This window comes from Arcobacter sp. F2176 (genome assembly GCF_004116465.1).
GTDB classification, from domain to species: domain Bacteria; phylum Campylobacterota; class Campylobacteria; order Campylobacterales; family Arcobacteraceae; genus Arcobacter; species Arcobacter siniprincipis.
On record NZ_PDJV01000003.1, the window covers coordinates 226,549 to 243,902 of the forward strand.

Consider the following 17,354-nt stretch of genomic DNA (forward strand, 5'->3'; position numbering starts at 1 on the left):
TGAAATATTTAATAAGGCTTCTTCTTATATGACAAATTCTTCACAAACCAGTGATTTTAAATCTCTTGTTTTATCCAAGACTCCTCTAATAGATGTTAGAGCTCCAATTGAATTTAAAAAGGGCTCTTTCCCTCATGCTGTAAATTTGCCTCTTATTACAGATGAAGAGAGACATTTAATTGGAATCAAATATAAAAATTATGGAAATAAAGAAGCTGTTACACTTGGGCATAAACTTGTTTCTGGTGAAATAAAAGAAAATAGAATTAATGCTTGGCTTGATTTTAAAAAAGATAACCCAAGTGCTATATTGTATTGTTTTAGAGGAGGGCAGCGTTCAAAGATTGCCCAAGAGTGGATAAGTGAATATATCCCAGAAATTAAAAGATTAAAAGGTGGATATAAAGCTTTTAGAAATTATTTGATGAATGAAATAGATAATTCACCAAAATATTTCAAACCTCTTATTTTAGGAGGTCATACTGGTAGTGGGAAAACTATTCTTTTAAATAAAATCCAAAACTCTATTGACTTAGAAGGTTTAGCAAACCACAGAGGTTCAACATTTGGCAAACAAATAAGTGCCCAACCTGCACAAATAGATTTTGAAAATTCTTTAGCATATAAACTGATTGAAAAAGTCAATAAAGGTTTTTCCTATTTATTATTTGAAGATGAAGGTAAATATATTGGAAGTATTTATATTCCGAAGAATTTTGCGCAGTATTTATCAAATGCTTCAATAATAGTTCTTGAAACTTCTTTTGAAGAAAGAATAAATATCACTTTTGATGAATATATTTTAAAAGCTCAAATAAATTACAAAAGAGAGTTTGGAAAAGATTATTTTGTTTTTTGGATTAATGACATGAAAAATGCCATGGAAAGAATAGAAAAAAGACTAGGAAGTATGAGACACAAAGTTTTAAAAGAGTTGTTTTCTGATGCTATTAAAGTACAAGAAGAAACTGAAAGTTTAGAAGAATACAAATACTGGATAGCATATCTTTTAAAAGAGTATTATGATCCTATGTATAAATATCAACTTGATAAAAACAAAGACAAGATATTATTTAAAGGCTCTGCAAGTGAGATTATAAATTATTTAGAAACTCTTAAAAATCCCTAATCTGCTTAAAATTAGGGATTTTATTATATTTTTTTTAGCTTTTTATAACCATCTGTAATAAGTTTTAAAAGTGGTTTTCTATAAGAATCAAATACAAATCTTTTGATTTCATATGCAATTCTCCCTTTCACATGAAATAATCCATAAATACTTCCCGCAGCATATTTACCACCAAGAGCTATTAAAATTCCTTCAAGTTTTGGACTAGCACTTTGAAGTTTCTTTTTATTTATTAGGTTTAATATGTTTTTACCTGCATTTATACCACTGATTTTTGCAATAGTAACATTAGGGGGCATTATTTCATCTTTTTTATTTTTGATTACAGCAACATCTCCAATAGCAAAGATATTTTCATATTTATTAGTTTGCATGTATTCATTTACTATGATTTGTCCTTTTTGATTTTTTTCAACATCAAGAGCTGTAGTTATTTTAGATGCTTCAACTCCACCTGTAAAAATTAAAAAAGAATGATCTAGTTTAGTTCCATTTGAAAAGTATGCTAGGTTACCTTCACACTTTTCTAATTTTGTATTTGTAATGACATTAATACCCAATGATTTAAGTCTCTCTTGTGAAAAGGCAATTAGTTTAGAATCTAGCCCTGGTAATATAGTATCTGCACTACTTACTAAAGAGATTTTTAAGTTATCACAAGTAAAGTTTCCTCTTTTGAAGAACATTTTTGAGTTATAAGCCATCTCGGCAGCTATTTCAACTCCTGATAATCCAGCACCTACAACTAAAATATGAGTATTTTCACTCTTTTTTGCTTCATCTTCAATTTTTTTGAAAAGTTGATTTTCAAAACTTTGCTTGAAATATACTGCCCATTTTAATTTTTTGATGTCATGTGCATTATTCAATCCTGGAATACTAGGAGGAAAATATGTTCTTGTCCCTGCTGCCATAATAAGATAATCAAACTCAACAATCTCTTTTTCTTCTGTATATATTTTTTTCTTTTGAGAGTCTATTTGGGTTACTTTTAAATTTTTATATTCTAAATAACTATGTCTTAACCCTACACATAAAGTAGTCAGATCAATAGTTACATCAGCAATATTAGACTTATTTGCGATTAAGTCATAAATCTCTGGCTGTAAATTATGAAAGGTATTAGTATCTATTAGTGTGATTTTGATATTTTTACTTTTAACTAGTTCTCGTAAGGCGTATATACCAGCATATCCACCACCGATAATTACTATTTTTTCCATATTTTTTCCTCTTTATTTACTATGCTAATTTATTTTGTATTGTATAAAAAGATTTTTTCCTTTTGGCTTAAAAATTATTTAAATTTTGATATTTATGGGTATTATATACACAAAATTTATATATTTATTTAATTTTATTACTAATTAATATTTTTTTAAGAAATATACAAATTATATATTTAATAATTTTTTTTTAGATATAATTCAAAAAATATAAATTTATCAGGAAATAAAAAATGAAAATAGCGATTTTGTCAGATATACACTCAAATATTTACGCTTTGCAAGCAGTTATAAATGATGCAAAGAGCAAAAGTGTAGATTTGATGATAAATGCAGGTGACTCTTTTTATGGTCCAATAGAACCAAGAGCTACATATGAATTATTAAGAGAGAACAACTTTGTAAATATCTGTGGAAATCAAGATAGAGAAATATTAGAAGCTTCTTTAGAACAATTAGAAAATAATCCTACTTTAAAATATGCCTACGAGCAACTAGGTGAAGAGGTTTTATATTGGATACAAGATTTGCCCTTTGAAAAATTTTTAGGAAAAGATTTGTATGTAACTCACGGCACACAACATGATGATAGTGTTTATTTACTTGAAGATCTAAGTACTGGGAAACCAGTTTTAAGAGATGAAAATAAGATAATTGAACTTCTTGATGATGTAGAATCTAGATTTGTAGTTTGTGGACATTCCCATACTCCAAGATGTGTAAATTTAAGTACAGGACAAGTGGTGATAAATCCTGGTTCAGTGGGCTTACAAGCTTATAAAGAAAATCAACCAAATGAACATATCATAGAAAATGCTTATTGCGATGCCACATATATAATACTTGATGTAAATTCAAGTGAATATAATATAGAGTTGGTAAAAGTTGTTTATGATTATGAACAAGCAGCTTTAAAGGCTGAATCTAATGGAAGAGAAGATTGGGCTTATACTCTTAGAACTGGAAAGATACTCCCAAATTCATGAAAAAGAGCGTAAATCTATATTTTGATAAAGAGTGCCCATTTTGTAATTATTATGCAAATTATAATTTAGTAAAAACTAATCATAATCTTAACCTTTATAATGCAAGGGAATATCCTCAAAAAATAAAACTTTTAAGAGAAAAGGGCTTTGATATTAATAATGGAATTATTATTGAAGTTGATGAAAAGATATTTCAAGGTTCAGATGCTATAAAGCAATTAAACCAACTATCTACTAAAGAAGTAAAAGTATTGAATACAAAGTTTTTTTCTGCATTTTTATATCCATTTATAAAATCATTTAGAAAAGTAGTTCTTTTTATATTAAATAAAAATTCTCATATTAAATAAAACAAACAATTGACTTTAGATATAATATCTACTATTTAAATATATAAAAATAAGGAATCAGATAATGAGAATTGCAGTTTTTTGTGGATCAAGTGCTGGTAATAATATAGAATACATAAATGCTACAAAACGATTAGGTAAATATTTTGCCCAAAATAATATAGATGTAGTTTATGGTGGTGGAAATGTTGGACTTATGGGTGCAATTGCAGATTCAGTTATGGAAAATGGTGGAAAAGTTTATGGAGTAATTCCTGAAAAACTAAAAGAAAAAGAGTTAGCTCATACAGGAATAACTGACTTAAAAGTTGTTTCAAATATGCATGAAAGAAAAGCTGCAATGGCAGAGATGGCTGATGCTTTTGTAGTACTTCCAGGAGGTGCTGGAACATTGGAAGAGACTTTTGAGGTTTGGACTTGGGCTTTACTTGGTTTTCATAATAAACCTTGTGCTTTTTTTAATATAGATGGATTTTATAATAAATTATTTGAGATGATAGATAATATGTGTGAAGCAGAATTTTTAAAAAAAGAGTACTCAGATATGCTTATTAAAACAGACAATCAAGAAGAGCTATTAAAAGCTATAAAAGAGTACATACCACCAAAACAAAAGTGGTAAATAAAATTTGGAAAAAGAATGATAGAACTAATAAAAAAGATACCAAAAGCAGAATTACATTTACATATTGAAGGCTCACTGGAGCCTGAACTTATGTTTGAGCTTGCAAAAAGAAATAATATAAAGATACCTTACGATTCAATTGAAGAAATAAAGGCAGCATACGATTTCACAAACTTACAATCTTTTTTGGATATTTATTATACAGGAGCTAATGTACTTATTCATAAAAAAGATTTTTATGATTTGACTTGGGCTTATGTTTTAAAGTGTGTACAAAACAATATAATCCATACAGAAATATTTTTTGACCCACAAACACACACTTTAAGAGGTGTATCTTTTGATACGATTATTTTAGGAATAAGTGAAGCTTTAGAAGATGCTAAAGAGAAGTTTGGAATTAGCTCAAATATTATTATGTGTTTTTTAAGACATTTAAGTCAAGAAGAAGCTTTAAAAACTTTTGAAGAGTCTTTACCTTTTAAAGATAAGATAATAGGGATTGGACTTGATTCTTCAGAACTTGGTCATCCTCCTTCTAAATTTAAAGAAGTGTTTAAAAAAGCAAAAGAAGCAGGATTTAAACTTGTGGCTCACGCAGGAGAAGAGGCTGATTATTCTTATATTTATGAAGCTTTGGATTTATTGGATATTCAAAGAATCGACCATGGAGTACAAGCAGTTCATTCAAATGAACTAATGGAAAGATTAAAAAAAGAGCAAATACCTTTAACAGTGTGTCCAAACTCAAATATTGAGTTAAAAGTTTTTGAAAACTACAAACAACACAATGTAAAGCAACTTTTAGATTATGGCTTAAATGTCACAATAAACTCTGATGATCCAGCATATTTTAGAGGTTATTTAAATGATAACTTTATAAATTTATATGAAAATATTGATTTGACAAAAGAAGATATTATAAAACTTGTTAGAAACTCTTTTAACTCTTCTTTTATAACAGATGAACTAAAAAATGAATACCTAACAAAACTTGATAATTTTGTAGAAAATAAATAGGACAAATTATGAATAAAATCAAAGAGATATTAAAAAATCAAAAAATAGTAATAATAGATGGGGCAACAGGAACAGAGCTGGAGAGAAAAGGTTATGACATCAATGATTCACTTTGGTCAGCTAAATTTTTGATGGAAAATCCAAAAGCAATTTCTGAAGTTCATAAAGACTATTTAGAAGCTGGAAGTGATTGTATTACAACTTTAAGTTATCAAGCTACATTTGAAGGCTTTAAAGAGCGAGGGCTAAATGAAGTCCAAGCAAAAGAGCTTTTGCAATCTTCTATTAAACTAGCCATAGAAGTAAGGGATGAGTTTTGGGCAAGCAATGAATCAAATAAGAGAATTAAACCTCTTGTAGCAGCTTCTGTTGGTCCTTATGGGGCATATTTAGCAGATGGTTCAGAGTTTAGAGGTAATTATGGACTAAGCCAAGAAGAACTTGTAAACTTTCATAGAAAAAGAATGCAAGCTTTGATTGAAGCAAAACCTGATTTATTGGCTTGTGAAACAGTTCCTTGTCTAATAGAAGCAAAAGCATATGTAAAACTTTTAGAAGAGTTTCCTTCAACCCAAGCTTGGATAACTTTTAGTGCAAAAGATGGAAAACATATAAATAGTGGTGAAAGCATAAAAGAGTGTGCAAAGTTTTTAGATGATAAAGAACAAATTGTAGCTATTGGTATAAATTGCACAGCACCACAATATGTTGAATCTTTAATCTCAGAGATTAAAGAAGTCTCAACAAAACCAATTATTGTATATCCAAACGGAGGAGCTGCTTATGATGGAGCAACTAAAACTTGGAGTACACAAGCTAATACAAAAGATTATGGGAAGATGTCACATATGTGGTATGAAAAGGGAGCAAGTGTTATAGGTGGATGTTGTCAAACAACACCTGATGATATAAAACAAATCTCTTCTTGGGTTAGAAGCTAAAGTTTAGCTTTTTTCTAACCCCTCTCTTACTAATTTTTTTATATAATACAAAATCTCAAAATAGGTTAAACAATGTCAAAAAGTTTAAATACAAATAGTGTAAAAAGTGTAAAATCAGAAAAAATAGCAGCAACAGCAAATCAAAATAAAAATCCAGTAAAAGTTGGATTCTCACAAGATAGATACGAAAATGAACAAGTTGTAAATGCTAGAAAAGCTGCAACTTTGGCTTTAGCAAAAGAAAAAGCGAAGAAAAAAGCAAAGATGGCAAAAGCTTCTAAGAAGAAAAACAAAAAATAAAGTATAGAACCTAAATTCTATACTTTAGATAATAACTTCACCTTTTTCTTTTGCTCTATATTCATCTATTTTAAAGGTATCATTTGCAATAACTCTTGGAGTGGCTTCTTTGTATTGATTTACTAATTTATTGATAGTTTTTAACTCATCATCATCGAATAAATCTTCATCATAATCTATACCAATTTCTACAAAGTGAAGTTCTGTAAAATTTTCTCGCTCGATAATATCAATGTCCATATTATCAAGTAACTCTTGAATAAAGAAAACTCTATCATCTTCATCTTCTAATACTTCTTCTGTTGCTATTATTTCAAAAAGTTCTGATAGTATCTTTGGTTCAGGACTTCTAGAACCTTTTATATACTCATCACCAAATATTTTTTTACCACAATATTTAAGATGGTTATAATCCATCAAAAAAAGAAGAATTGATAACTTTTTATCATTTAACAGTTTTACTTGTTTGTGTAACATATATAAAATTACATTTGCTACTTTTGTCATATCCATTTTCGAACAGTCCTTTTATTTAATTATCGAAGTATACAAAATAAAACATAAAGATATTAAATCTTCCAATGCTTTAATTTACTATTATTTACATTTTCTTTGACTTTATTGCAAAGTTGTGGAAAAAACAGTAAAAAATCTTCTTCTATTTCATCTATATTTTCAGAAACTATTTCAAAGTATCTACTTACATTATCCCTTTTTAAAACTCTCATAGAGATTCTTCTATCGACTCTGTTAAATGATTGGTTTAAGTGCTCTAAGGTTTGGTATTTATTTAATAAGTCAAATTCTATTAGGCTTTTTAGCTTTTGTTTTGCTTCATCTGGCAAAGTATGCATATTTGCATTTGCTTTTATGTAAAAGTCATCTAAAAACTTATCAAGAGTTATATTTGAGTATCTGTGCCAGTTTTTTGTGAGTAAATAATCGTATGTCAAGTCAATAACAACAGCCTTTAGTAAACCACTATTCCCAAGTCTATTTTTACTTTGTTTGAAAGTAGGGTGACTATCTGTATATGAGTCTATTAGTTTATGTATTTCCATTGCTTTTTTTATATCTTCATTTGCACCTTCCCATGCTTTTGCTTTTAAAGGGTCAGCTAAATAATTGCCAATTTGAAAATCTATATTGTGTTCTGATAAAAATATATGTGCAAGCCAGTTCATAAGAGTAGGTTACAAAAGTTTACTTAAATAAAAAGTAAACTTTTGTGATTAGAAATTTTTTAAATATTATAATCAGGTGGAGTATCATTCCACTCAAAGATAAAACACATAGGAAGTTTTCCAGATTTGTTTAGTATCTTAGCAGTTATTACACCTGAGATAAATATTGAAGCAATGGCTAAAAATGATGCAAAAGCTAATGTTGACATTCCTGTTAGTCCTTGTCCAATGGTACAACCAATAGACAAAATACCTCCAACACCCATCAATGCACCACCAATCATATTATAAGTAACTCTATTAACTTTTTGTGTTGCAGTACATCCAAAGCTATATTTTTTATTGAAAAATGACATAGAAAAAGAACCTAATATTACCCCACATAATAAGGCAATAGGGAAAGTGAAATAATTTACTTGATAAAACATAAATAACTCTAAACTCTTAGAAGTAGGATAAACAAAACTAATACCAGAAAGATCAATAAGTCTTTCCATACTATCTTGTCCCATTACTCCTGTTATTGTCCAGGCAGCAGCTATAATTAATCCAATTAAAAAACCGTCTATTAAAGTAAATATTCTTTTTACTTTTTTTGCTAAGAATAATAAAATTACAAATAAAATTCCTACTACAACATATATATTCATAGTACTATTTTCTATCATTGAAGAGAGTTCTAAAAGGGTTTTATTCTGTGTAAATGGAGTTAAAAAACCTTGAATAAGACCTTTTGCAGTTGCAAATCCAAAGATTCCTATAAATATTAAAGTAATAAGTGATTTTGAATCACCTTGTCCAAACTTGATTAGGTGTCTATTACTACAACCATCAGCTATCATCATTCCTGTACCAAATAATAAACCACCAAATATAATAATAAAGTAGTTAACATCTTGTTTGTAATAAACTGTTTTTGTAAAATCTAAGTCAAAATAAGAGCCTACGATTTTAGTAGAGATTATGGCAACAATCATTGCAAATACAACAGAAGCACCTCTTCTTGTAGATTTTAATAAGATATAATCTTTGATTGAGCCACTAAAGCAGAATTGATTTTTTTGAGCTATCATTCCAAATAGCATTCCAAGACCAAGACCTAAGATATTTATTATTTCATATATTTCTAAATCGAACATTGTTCCCCTAACTTATAATTATAGTTTATCTTTCTAATAAAGGGCGATTATATTAAATATAAACTATAAAATAAGTTAGGCAGAATAATTAGATAAATATATACGGGAATTTTTTAAATTTAAATCTCTTGATTATCAGTTTTCATATCTTCTAATCCCTCAAGAATATCACTAGCTTGATCTTGTGTGATAGTTTTATTTTCTATATCAAGTAAAACATCGTCAAAGTATTTTTTTACTTCTTTCATGTATTTTAATTCATCTTTCAACTCTTTAGAGTTTTTCTTTTTCTCTAAATTTGTTTCAAGTTCTTTTATATTTTCAGTTACTTCTACTAATACATCAGTTTTTAGTAAATTTTCTAAATCTTTTATATAATCCATTTTTTAACCTTTTATATATTAATTATTTGTAGATATTTTTATTACTACTTTATAAATTTGTTCTGTCTTATCAACTTTTATACAAGGCTGATGTCCATCACTTGGATAAAAAATAGCTAACTCTTTTTCTTTTATGTGTAAAGATGAAAATGCATTTTTTGTGTTGTATTTTGTAAAATCTTTTTCTTCATTGTAAGCTTCAATGATTTGAAGATCATCTATATGTGATACATCCATAATTTCAGAGCCTTTTACTATATATTGAATATCAATATATTTTTTATGTGATTCAAAAAAACACTCACTTCTAGGCTTTGAAAAATATGTTTGTTTTAAAACAAACATATTTTCATTGATAAGCTCTTTTACACATTCACCATTTTTTATTTCAAAAATATCATTAGATATATTTTCTAAATAATTAAATGCCAATTGGAAATTATCCTTTTTTATTTGATTTTTAATACAGTCCAATTTCCCAAATATTGCCATTTATTATCCTTTTATAAATTATCTTTTAAATATAAATAATCAGACATCTTACTCCACTCTCTTACTTTTTTCATATAAGCATCTTGAGAATCTAAAATCTCTTTTAATAGTGGATTTTTAGCACTTAAATCAACTCTTAATTCTTTATTTGCTTTTTTTAATGCAACCATAACATCTTTTGGAAGAGTTTTAACTTTTATATTTGGATACTCTTTTTTCATCTCTTGCCAAGCTGTGGCATTTAAATCATAGTCTTGAATATACATATCATATGCTGCAACTCTCATAGCAACTACTAATATTTTTTGTAAATCTTTTGGTAATTTATTAAAAGAATCTTTATTTACCATAAATTGCATTTCACTTGCTGGTTCATGCCATCCTGTGTAATAAAATGGTGCAACTTTATGAAATCCCATTTTTATATCCATAGATGGTCCAACCCATTCAAGTGCATCAATTGAGTTTCTCTCTAGTGCCATAAAAAGTTCAGCAGGTGCTATATTTGTAACTTCAACTCCCACTTTTGCCATTATTTCACCTGCAAAACCTGGAATTCTCATTTTAAGACCTTTTAAATCAGCAACAGATTTGATTTCTTTTTTAAACCAACCACCCATTTGAACACCAGTATTTCCACCTGGGAATGAGTACATACCATATTTAGAATAAGCTTTTTGCATCAATTCTAATCCTCCACCATAATAAAACCAAGCGTATTGTTCCGGAGCTGTAAGACCAAAAGGCATAGAAGTAAATGGTAAAAGATTAATATCTTTACCTTTCCAATAATATGAAGCACTATGTCCTATATCATATTGACCAGCTTTTACCATGTCAAAAACCCCAAAAGGTGCTTTGTGCTTATTTGCTGCATCAACTCTGATTTTTAATCTTCCATTTGACATCTCTTCTGCAATTTTTGCCATATTTTTTGATGTATCAATTAGTGGAGATAGAGTTGGTCCCCAAGTAGTTGCCATTTTAAGTTTATATACTTTTTCATTGGCAAAAAGTTGTGTTGATAATAATAATGCAAGTAAAAATATTACAATATTCTTCAAATTTCTCATTCTTTTCCTTTTTTATAGTAAAATTCGTCGCATATTATACACAAAACTTCTCTTCTAATAAGCTTATAAACTCCCCTTGCGTATAATCCTTTTTTAATTAAGTAAGAAAGAAGAATATATGATAGAACTTTCAAATGTCTCAAAGAGCTTTGGTAAACAAACACTATTCAATGAAGTAACCTTTAGATTAAATTCTGGGGATAAGATTGGATTAGTAGGAAGAAATGGTAGTGGTAAATCTACGCTATTTAAATTGATTTTAGATGAAGAACATCCAGATGCTGGTGAAATATTACAACCTAAAAATTATAAAATTGGTGCTTTGAAACAACATTTGGTATTTACAGAAAAAACTATAACAGATGAAGCAGCACTTGCACTTAGTGAAGAACACAAATACGATATTTATAAAGTTGAGAAAATACTTTTTGGTCTAGGGTTTTCACAAGAAGATTTATTAAAAGATCCCTTATCTTTTTCAGGTGGATATCAAATCAGAATAAATCTAGCAAAACTACTTTTGACAGAACCAAATCTGTTACTTTTAGATGAGCCTACAAACTACCTTGATATTGTTTCATTAAGATGGCTAAAAGTATTTTTGAAAAACTTTGATGGTGAAGTAATTATCATCACCCATGATAGAGATTTTATGGATGCAGTTACAACTCACACTATGGGATTAGTACGAAAAAATCTAAAAGTAGTAAAAGGTGATACTCACAAGTTTTATGAAAAACTAAAAGAAGAAGATGAACATCACGAGAAACAAAAAGCTTCTCAAGATAAAAAAGTAAAACAATTAGAAGAGTTTATTGCTAAAAATAAAGCAAGAGCATCAACCGCTAACTTAGCCCAATCAAAGGTTAAACAACTTGAAAAGATGGATATCTTAGAAGATTTAAATTTTGATTCAACACTGAAATTTGATTTTAACTATAAAGATACACCAGCAAAAGTTTTACTTGATGTAAAAGATTTATCATTTGGATATACAAAAGATAACATACTTTTCAAAGATATTTCATTTACTCTACAAAAGGGTGAAACACTTGGAATCATAGGAAAAAATGGTAAAGGTAAATCAACACTTCTAAATACTATTGCAGGTGAATTAAAAGCTTTACATGGAGTTACAGAACTACATACAAGTACAACCTTTGGACACTTTGGACAAACAAATATTTCACATCTAAATCCAGATAATACAATCATGGATGAAATCTATTTATCAAACAATAAATTGGGTGAAGGAACTGTGAGAAGTATTTGTGGGGGTATGATGTTTTCAGGTGATGATGCTAAGAAAAAAGTAACTTTACTTTCAGGTGGTGAAAAAAGTAGGGTAATGCTAGGTAAGATTTTAGCAAAAGAAGTAAACCTTCTCTTCCTAGATGAGCCTACAAACCACCTTGATATGAGTTCAATAGAAGCACTTACCGTTGCTATTAAAAACTTTGAAGGTTCTTGTATCATCGTAACGCATAGTGAAGAATTACTTCGAGCTGTTTGTGATAGATTGATTATTTTCTCAAATGGAAGCGCTGATTATTTTGATGGAAAATATGATGAGTTCTTAGAAAAAATTGGTTGGGAAGATGAAGATGATGCTCCGAAGAAGAAATCAAAACCAAAAGTAAATAAAAAAGAGAGCAAAAGATTAAGAGCTTTACTAGTACAAGAAAAAAGTAAGATAGTAAGTCCTATCAAAAAAGAGATTGATTCTTTAGAAAAAAAGATTATAGAAATAGAAACGACAATAGAAAAGAAAAAAGATGAATTAGTAGATGTTACAAATAAAGGTGACAATAGCAAAGTAATGGAACTATCAAAAGAGATAGCAATACTAGAAAAAGAAGCTGAAACTAAATTTGAATCTTTAGAAATCTCTCAAACAAAACTTGATACTATTAATGATGAATATCAAATTAAATTAGAAGAGTTGATGTAAAAATGAAAACTGAAGCTATTTTAAACTACATAAAAATCAATGACAATATCTCAACAGCTGGTCAGCCCAAAGAGGCTGAACTAGAAATATTAGCAAATGATGGTTTTGAAGTAGTGATAAATCTTGCTTTATCAAGTGCAACAAATGCCTTAGAAAATGAAGATAAAATAGTTTCAACGCTAGGTATGACTTATATTCATCTTCCTGTGGATTTTGAATATCCTACAAAAGATGATTTAAAACTTTTTTTAACTCTTTTATCTTCCCTTGAGGGCAAAAAAGTGTTTGTACATTGTGCTTTAAATTATAGAGTAAGTGCTTTTATGTATGTTTATCATAAATACTTTTTAAAAACTCCTTTTGATGAGATAGATTTATCTCTTCTCGAAGAATGGAAACCTTCTCCTATCTGGCAAGATATTTTAAAAATAGAGTTTGAAGAGCTAAGCTAAGAAAAATTTCCTAGCTTATTTTAAAGTAGATTCTAAGATCTCTGTAAATCTTCTCCATGATTTTTCATCTGCAACTTTGTGATATCTACTTGAACCAATGACAGAAAAGGCATGTGGTGCACCACTATATGTTGTCATTTCGTGAGTTATTCCATTCTCTTCTAACTCCATAGCCAAATTAGCGAACTCCTGTAAACTAACAGCTTTGTCAGCACTTCCATGAAATACTACAATAGAACCTTTTGTATTGGAATAATTTTCACCAATAGGAGTTTGTAATCCTCCATGAAAAGTGATAAATGATTTTAAATCTCCACCATTTCTAGCAAATTCCAAAATAGCAGCTCCCCCAAAACAATATCCTACTCCAACGGCATTTGATACATTTGCTCCTAATTTTTTAGCTTCATTATATCCTGCATAAAGAAGTCTTTTCATTTTTGCTCTATTTTGATAAAGTTCATTTGTTAGTTTTTTCTTGTCTTCTGTTTGGGTTGGTCTTATACCTTTTCCATATAAATCAACTGCAAATGTTGCATAACCCAAATCATAAAGCATCTTTGCTCTTTTTACTTCATAATCAGTAACTCCATCCCAATCATGAACCATATAGATAAGTGGTGCATCTTTTGAAGGAGAACTATAATACCCTTCATACTCTTTTCCATCGATATTATATGTAACAAAGCCACTATTTGCAAAAGCAAAACCACTTAAAACAAATATCAACATAATTATCTTTTTCATTGTAATTCCTTTGTTGTGATAAAAAATCTTACTAAATCTTATACATAGTAAACTTAAATATTTATATTAATAATTTCTTTATTTTAATAGAAATAATTATTTTAGAATTCTTTAGTTAGAATACACACTAACTAAATAAAATGGACTTTTTTTGAAAATAGAGACTAAAATAGCTAAATTTACGACTCCTTTACACCTAGAAAGTGGACGAATTTTAGAACCTTATGAAATAAAATACGAAACCTACGGAGAATTAAACCAAGATAAATCAAATGTAATCGTTATCTGTCATGCTTTAAGTGGCTCTCATCATGCAGCTGGAAGATATGAAAATGAAGCGAAACCGGGTTGGTGGGATAATTTTATAGGTGATGGCAAAACTATTGATACTACAAAATACTTTGTAATCTGTACAAATAATCTTGGCTCTTGTTTTGGTTCAACTTCGCCAATGAGTCCTATGAATAAAGCAGGAGAAGCATACAGACTTAAATTCCCAGTTTTGGCCATAACAGATATCGTAAAAGCTCAAAAAAGACTTTTTACTTCCCTTGGTATAGAACATGTAAAAGCAGTTATTGGTGGAAGTATGGGTGGTATGCAAGCACTTTGTTATTCTATTGAGTATCCAGATTTTGCAGATACAATTATAGCTATGGCAACAACAGCATACACAAGACCTTGGGCAATAGCAGTAAATAAAATAGCAATGGAATCCATAAGAAATGATCCAGCTTTTAAAAATGGAAACTACACAAAAGGTGACCTTATAGCAAATGGTTTACCAGGACTTGCAATTGGTAGGATGGCAGGACTGATTGCCTATGTGGGACCAAACTCTATGAATAATAAATTTGGTAGAAATTATGTAGAAACAGATGGTCTTTATGAACTTTTTGGTAGATTTGAAGTTGAGAGATATTTAGAATACAATGCTTACAATTTTCCAAAGATATTTGACCCCTTATCATATTTGTATGTTTGTAAGACTATGAATATTTTCGATGCAGCAAGGGGAACAGATAAGTTGCCAGATGCCTTATCAAAGATAAAATGTGACCTTCATCTTATCTCTTTTTCTGATGATGTTTTATTTTTCCCACAAGAGATGGAAGAGATTTATAATATAATGAGAGATATGAATATGGAAAATGTAAAGTATAAAATGATAGAATCTACACATGGACATGATTCATTTTTGGTGGAACTTGATAAGTTCAAAGATTATGTAGTCGATATATTGGAGAAAAAAATATGAGTGAAGAAATAAAAGAAGAATTAAGTTTCGAAGAAAAAGTTGAAAATGCAAAAGAATTATTAGAAAAGTTAGCAAATCCAGATATAACATTGAGTTCATCTGTAGAGATATATAAAAATGGTATGAAAGAACTTGATGATGCCCAAAAACTTTTAGAAACTTCAAAACTTCAATTCAAAGAACTATCTGAAAAATAAAAATATAACAATTTGATATATTTTTTGTAACTATAAAAAATATTTGATAAACTTTTCTTACTATTTAGGAGAAGTTTATGAAAACCATATCACAACTACAATCATTAGATAAACCAAGGGAAAGACTTTTAAAGTATGGTACTAGTGCTTTAAAAAACTACGAACTAATAGCTGTACTACTAGGAAGTGGAGTAAAAGGCAAAGATATCATAAAACTTTCACATGAAATAGAAAAGTTCTTTGATTCAAATTTTGAAAATATAGATTTAAAAACCCTACTTAAAATACACGGACTAGGAACTGCAAAAGCTAGTCAAATAATATCTGCAATAGAACTGTCAAAAAGATACCTAATAGATACTCAAAATTATAAAATAAACTCTGCTAGTGATGTATACGAAGAACTAAAACCCTACAAAAACAAACGCCAAGAATACTTCCTAACTCTATATTTAGATGGAGCAAACAATCTAATCGAAACCAAAATCATCACAATAGGAACACTAAACCAAAGCCTAGTGCACCCAAGAGAAGTATTTTCCCACGCCATAGAAAAAAGATGCGCCAGCATAATTGTAGCCCACAATCACCCAAGTGGCATACTAAAACCAAGCAGTGAAGATATCAATGTAACACAAAGATTAAAAGAATCAGGAAAGATTTTAGGTATAGAACTTTTAGATCATGTAATATTTACAAATGAGGGGTTTGTCAGTTTGAATGAAGAGGGCGTGTTGTGATAGAATTGTATTAAATAAAATTCTTAGATAATTGTTGTAAAATAGGTACTTTAATAAAAAGTACGAGATACAAATTAAAAAATTGTGGAGGTACAATATGGATGATAAAAATAGTATAAAAATATTTGAAGATAAAAAAGTAAGAACTCTTTGGGATGAAGAAAAAGAGCAGTGGTTTATTTCAATTATTGATGTGATTGAAGTACTAACCCAAAGTGATAGACCCAGAAAGTATTGGAGTGACTTAAAAGCTAAGTTAAAAAAAGAGGGAAGTGAGTTGTCCGAAAAAATCGGACAACTGAAAATGAAATCTTCTGATGGAAAATTTTACAAAACAGATGTAGCCACAACTGAGCAACTTTTTAGACTCATTCAATCAATCCCCTCACCAAAAGCTGAGCCATTTAAACTTTGGTTGGCAAAGTTAGGACAAGAGCGACTTGATGAGATGAGTGATCCTGAACTTAGTATCGATAGAGCTTTGAAACAATATTTAGAATTAGGTTATAGTGAGAATTGGATAAATCAAAGACTAAAAAGTATCGAAATACGAAAAGAGCTTACCGATGAGTGGAAAAGTATAGGCTTAAAAGAGGGATTTGAATTTGCTACCTTGACGGACATCATCACAAAAACTTGGTCAGAAAAAACCACCAAAGAGTACAAAATACTCAAAGGGCTTAAAAAAGAGAATTTAAGAGACAATATGACAAATACGGAGCTTATTTTAAATATGTTGGCAGAAGCTTCTACCAAAGATATATCACAAGTAACCAATCCAAAAGATTTAGAAGAAAGTAAAATAGTAGCTTCACAAGGTGGTAATGTAGCCAAAGTAGCAAGAGAAGCACTTGAATCAAAAACAGGTAAAAAAGTTGTCACAAGTAAAAATGCGAAAAATATCTTAGAGAATCAAAAGAAAATAGAGTGATGAAAAAATACAGAAGAAATTGTGATTTGCTTTCAAATAAAACTCATTAAGATATGCTCCCAGCATATCTCTTTACATTCAAACACAGTTATTTGAGGATTACGCAAATCAAAATCAACAATTTAACGATTGCAGATGTTGAATATAAGGGATTAGGACATTTCATTTTTTGATTTATAAAAACTATTTTATATTTTAGCCGTATCACTACTATGTTTTAGTAAAATAAT

General features: G+C 29.0%; 21 protein-coding genes. 13 read left to right on the forward strand and 8 right to left on the reverse strand.

Annotation, left to right across the window (positions count from 1 at the left end):
• The first annotated feature begins 28 nt into the window (after nucleotides 1–28).
• Nucleotides 29–1,129 carry a tRNA 2-selenouridine(34) synthase MnmH gene (mnmH, locus tag CRU95_RS04350; protein ID WP_129099925.1) on the forward strand — a complete coding sequence of 367 codons (1,101 nt, stop codon included), beginning with the start codon at nucleotides 29–31 and terminating at the stop codon, nucleotides 1,127–1,129.
• Between the two features lie 23 nt (nucleotides 1,130–1,152).
• Here mnmH and CRU95_RS04355 read toward each other — a convergent pair whose 3' ends face one another.
• Nucleotides 1,153–2,352: an NAD(P)/FAD-dependent oxidoreductase gene (locus CRU95_RS04355; protein WP_129099926.1), complete on the reverse strand. Its 1,200-nt coding sequence runs from the start codon at nucleotides 2,350–2,352 to the stop codon at nucleotides 1,153–1,155.
• Between the two features lie 236 nt (nucleotides 2,353–2,588).
• Between CRU95_RS04355 and CRU95_RS04360 the strand changes: the two genes are divergently transcribed.
• The 6 genes from CRU95_RS04360 to CRU95_RS04385 all read left to right on the forward strand — a co-directional run bounded on the left by CRU95_RS04360 (nucleotide 2,589) and on the right by CRU95_RS04385 (nucleotide 6,577).
• Nucleotides 2,589–3,341, forward strand: a complete 753-nt coding sequence (locus CRU95_RS04360; protein ID WP_129099927.1) for a metallophosphoesterase — start codon at nucleotides 2,589–2,591, stop codon at nucleotides 3,339–3,341.
• The gene (locus CRU95_RS04365; protein ID WP_129099928.1) at nucleotides 3,338–3,691 is read left to right on the forward strand and encodes a hypothetical protein; all 354 of its coding nucleotides are present in this window, start codon (nucleotides 3,338–3,340) and stop codon (nucleotides 3,689–3,691) included. Before CRU95_RS04360 ends, CRU95_RS04365 begins: the two co-directional genes overlap by 4 nt.
• A gap of 64 nt (nucleotides 3,692–3,755) precedes the next feature.
• A complete protein-coding gene (locus CRU95_RS04370; RefSeq protein ID WP_129099929.1) occupies nucleotides 3,756–4,313 on the forward strand; it encodes a TIGR00730 family Rossman fold protein in 558 nt (185 codons plus the stop codon).
• Nucleotides 4,314–4,331: 18 nt separating this feature from the next.
• On the forward strand, nucleotides 4,332–5,336 hold the full coding sequence (locus CRU95_RS04375; protein ID WP_129099930.1) for an adenosine deaminase: 1,005 nt from the start codon (nucleotides 4,332–4,334) through the stop codon (nucleotides 5,334–5,336).
• An 8-nt stretch (nucleotides 5,337–5,344) separates the two neighbouring features.
• Nucleotides 5,345–6,277: a homocysteine S-methyltransferase gene (mmuM, locus tag CRU95_RS04380; protein WP_129099931.1), complete on the forward strand. Its 933-nt coding sequence runs from the start codon at nucleotides 5,345–5,347 to the stop codon at nucleotides 6,275–6,277.
• Nucleotides 6,278–6,349: 72 nt separating this feature from the next.
• The gene (locus CRU95_RS04385) at nucleotides 6,350–6,577 is read left to right on the forward strand and encodes a hypothetical protein (protein WP_129099932.1); all 228 of its coding nucleotides are present in this window, start codon (nucleotides 6,350–6,352) and stop codon (nucleotides 6,575–6,577) included.
• A gap of 24 nt (nucleotides 6,578–6,601) precedes the next feature.
• Here CRU95_RS04385 and CRU95_RS04390 read toward each other — a convergent pair whose 3' ends face one another.
• From CRU95_RS04390 to dctP, 6 genes are all read right to left on the reverse strand, one after another.
• Nucleotides 6,602–7,090, reverse strand: coding sequence for a type II toxin-antitoxin system antitoxin SocA domain-containing protein (locus CRU95_RS04390; protein ID WP_129099933.1), 489 nt, complete (start codon nucleotides 7,088–7,090; stop codon nucleotides 6,602–6,604).
• Nucleotides 7,091–7,146: 56 nt separating this feature from the next.
• On the reverse strand, nucleotides 7,147–7,761 hold the full coding sequence (locus tag CRU95_RS04395) for an ACP phosphodiesterase (RefSeq protein ID WP_129099934.1): 615 nt from the start codon (nucleotides 7,759–7,761) through the stop codon (nucleotides 7,147–7,149).
• Between the two features lie 59 nt (nucleotides 7,762–7,820).
• Nucleotides 7,821–8,900, reverse strand: coding sequence for a YeeE/YedE family protein (locus CRU95_RS04400; protein WP_129099935.1), 1,080 nt, complete (start codon nucleotides 8,898–8,900; stop codon nucleotides 7,821–7,823).
• A 119-nt stretch (nucleotides 8,901–9,019) separates the two neighbouring features.
• Nucleotides 9,020–9,283, reverse strand: a complete 264-nt coding sequence (locus CRU95_RS04405; protein WP_129099936.1) for a hypothetical protein — start codon at nucleotides 9,281–9,283, stop codon at nucleotides 9,020–9,022.
• A gap of 18 nt (nucleotides 9,284–9,301) precedes the next feature.
• Complete coding sequence (locus tag CRU95_RS04410; protein WP_129099937.1) at nucleotides 9,302–9,775, reverse strand: YhcH/YjgK/YiaL family protein; 474 nt, start codon at nucleotides 9,773–9,775, stop codon at nucleotides 9,302–9,304.
• A gap of 11 nt (nucleotides 9,776–9,786) precedes the next feature.
• A complete protein-coding gene (dctP, locus tag CRU95_RS04415; RefSeq protein WP_129099938.1) occupies nucleotides 9,787–10,848 on the reverse strand; it encodes a TRAP transporter substrate-binding protein DctP in 1,062 nt (353 codons plus the stop codon).
• Nucleotides 10,849–10,966: 118 nt separating this feature from the next.
• On the opposite strand from dctP, the gene CRU95_RS04420 reads away from it, so the two are divergent.
• Both CRU95_RS04420 and CRU95_RS04425 read left to right on the forward strand, forming a co-directional pair.
• Nucleotides 10,967–12,799, forward strand: coding sequence for an ABC-F family ATP-binding cassette domain-containing protein (locus CRU95_RS04420; protein WP_129099939.1), 1,833 nt, complete (start codon nucleotides 10,967–10,969; stop codon nucleotides 12,797–12,799).
• 2 nt (nucleotides 12,800–12,801) lie between these two features.
• A complete protein-coding gene (locus tag CRU95_RS04425) occupies nucleotides 12,802–13,251 on the forward strand; it encodes a protein tyrosine phosphatase family protein (RefSeq protein WP_129099940.1) in 450 nt (149 codons plus the stop codon).
• A 15-nt stretch (nucleotides 13,252–13,266) separates the two neighbouring features.
• On the opposite strand, the gene CRU95_RS04430 is transcribed toward CRU95_RS04425, so the two are convergent.
• Nucleotides 13,267–13,998, reverse strand: a complete 732-nt coding sequence (locus CRU95_RS04430; RefSeq protein WP_129099941.1) for a dienelactone hydrolase family protein — start codon at nucleotides 13,996–13,998, stop codon at nucleotides 13,267–13,269.
• Nucleotides 13,999–14,149: 151 nt separating this feature from the next.
• Between CRU95_RS04430 and CRU95_RS04435 the strand changes: the two genes are divergently transcribed.
• The 4 genes from CRU95_RS04435 (at nucleotide 14,150) to CRU95_RS04450 (ending at nucleotide 17,124) form a co-directional block, all read left to right on the forward strand.
• Nucleotides 14,150–15,256 carry a homoserine O-acetyltransferase gene (locus CRU95_RS04435; protein ID WP_129099942.1) on the forward strand — a complete coding sequence of 369 codons (1,107 nt, stop codon included), beginning with the start codon at nucleotides 14,150–14,152 and terminating at the stop codon, nucleotides 15,254–15,256.
• Nucleotides 15,253–15,453 (forward strand): exodeoxyribonuclease VII small subunit, encoded by a 201-nt coding sequence (gene xseB, locus CRU95_RS04440; protein ID WP_129099943.1) that lies wholly within the window; start codon nucleotides 15,253–15,255, stop codon nucleotides 15,451–15,453. The genes CRU95_RS04435 and xseB overlap by 4 nt, the downstream gene beginning before the upstream one ends.
• A 77-nt stretch (nucleotides 15,454–15,530) precedes the next feature.
• On the forward strand, nucleotides 15,531–16,193 hold the full coding sequence (gene radC / locus CRU95_RS04445; RefSeq protein WP_129099944.1) for a DNA repair protein RadC: 663 nt from the start codon (nucleotides 15,531–15,533) through the stop codon (nucleotides 16,191–16,193).
• A 97-nt stretch (nucleotides 16,194–16,290) separates the two neighbouring features.
• Nucleotides 16,291–17,124, forward strand: a complete 834-nt coding sequence (locus CRU95_RS04450) for a Bro-N domain-containing protein (protein ID WP_129099945.1) — start codon at nucleotides 16,291–16,293, stop codon at nucleotides 17,122–17,124.
• The last annotated feature ends 230 nt before the right edge of the window (nucleotides 17,125–17,354 follow it).

Bases quoted from the DNA above. Each gene is read 5' to 3' on its own strand.
- CRU95_RS04400 (WP_129099935.1), bottom strand. From the start codon at position 8,900: ATGTTCGATTTAGAAATATATGAAATAATAAATATCTTAGGTCTTGGT.
- CRU95_RS04385 (WP_129099932.1), top strand. From the start codon at position 6,350: ATGTCAAAAAGTTTAAATACAAATAGTGTAAAAAGTGTAAAATCAGAA.
- CRU95_RS04395 (WP_129099934.1), bottom strand. From the start codon at position 7,761: ATGAACTGGCTTGCACATATATTTTTATCAGAACACAATATAGATTTT.
- xseB (WP_129099943.1), top strand. From the start codon at position 15,253: ATGAGTGAAGAAATAAAAGAAGAATTAAGTTTCGAAGAAAAAGTTGAA.
- CRU95_RS04425 (WP_129099940.1), top strand. From the start codon at position 12,802: ATGAAAACTGAAGCTATTTTAAACTACATAAAAATCAATGACAATATC.
- radC (WP_129099944.1), top strand. From the start codon at position 15,531: ATGAAAACCATATCACAACTACAATCATTAGATAAACCAAGGGAAAGA.
- CRU95_RS04355 (WP_129099926.1), bottom strand. From the start codon at position 2,352: ATGGAAAAAATAGTAATTATCGGTGGTGGATATGCTGGTATATACGCC.
- CRU95_RS04420 (WP_129099939.1), top strand. From the start codon at position 10,967: ATGATAGAACTTTCAAATGTCTCAAAGAGCTTTGGTAAACAAACACTA.
- CRU95_RS04405 (WP_129099936.1), bottom strand. From the start codon at position 9,283: ATGGATTATATAAAAGATTTAGAAAATTTACTAAAAACTGATGTATTA.
- CRU95_RS04370 (WP_129099929.1), top strand. From the start codon at position 3,756: ATGAGAATTGCAGTTTTTTGTGGATCAAGTGCTGGTAATAATATAGAA.
- CRU95_RS04450 (WP_129099945.1), top strand. From the start codon at position 16,291: ATGGATGATAAAAATAGTATAAAAATATTTGAAGATAAAAAAGTAAGA.
- CRU95_RS04390 (WP_129099933.1), bottom strand. From the start codon at position 7,090: ATGGATATGACAAAAGTAGCAAATGTAATTTTATATATGTTACACAAA.
- mnmH (WP_129099925.1), top strand. From the start codon at position 29: ATGACAAATTCTTCACAAACCAGTGATTTTAAATCTCTTGTTTTATCC.
- CRU95_RS04430 (WP_129099941.1), bottom strand. From the start codon at position 13,998: ATGAAAAAGATAATTATGTTGATATTTGTTTTAAGTGGTTTTGCTTTT.
- CRU95_RS04365 (WP_129099928.1), top strand. From the start codon at position 3,338: ATGAAAAAGAGCGTAAATCTATATTTTGATAAAGAGTGCCCATTTTGT.
- mmuM (WP_129099931.1), top strand. From the start codon at position 5,345: ATGAATAAAATCAAAGAGATATTAAAAAATCAAAAAATAGTAATAATA.
- CRU95_RS04360 (WP_129099927.1), top strand. From the start codon at position 2,589: ATGAAAATAGCGATTTTGTCAGATATACACTCAAATATTTACGCTTTG.
- CRU95_RS04375 (WP_129099930.1), top strand. From the start codon at position 4,332: ATGATAGAACTAATAAAAAAGATACCAAAAGCAGAATTACATTTACAT.
- CRU95_RS04410 (WP_129099937.1), bottom strand. From the start codon at position 9,775: ATGGCAATATTTGGGAAATTGGACTGTATTAAAAATCAAATAAAAAAG.
- dctP (WP_129099938.1), bottom strand. From the start codon at position 10,848: ATGAGAAATTTGAAGAATATTGTAATATTTTTACTTGCATTATTATTA.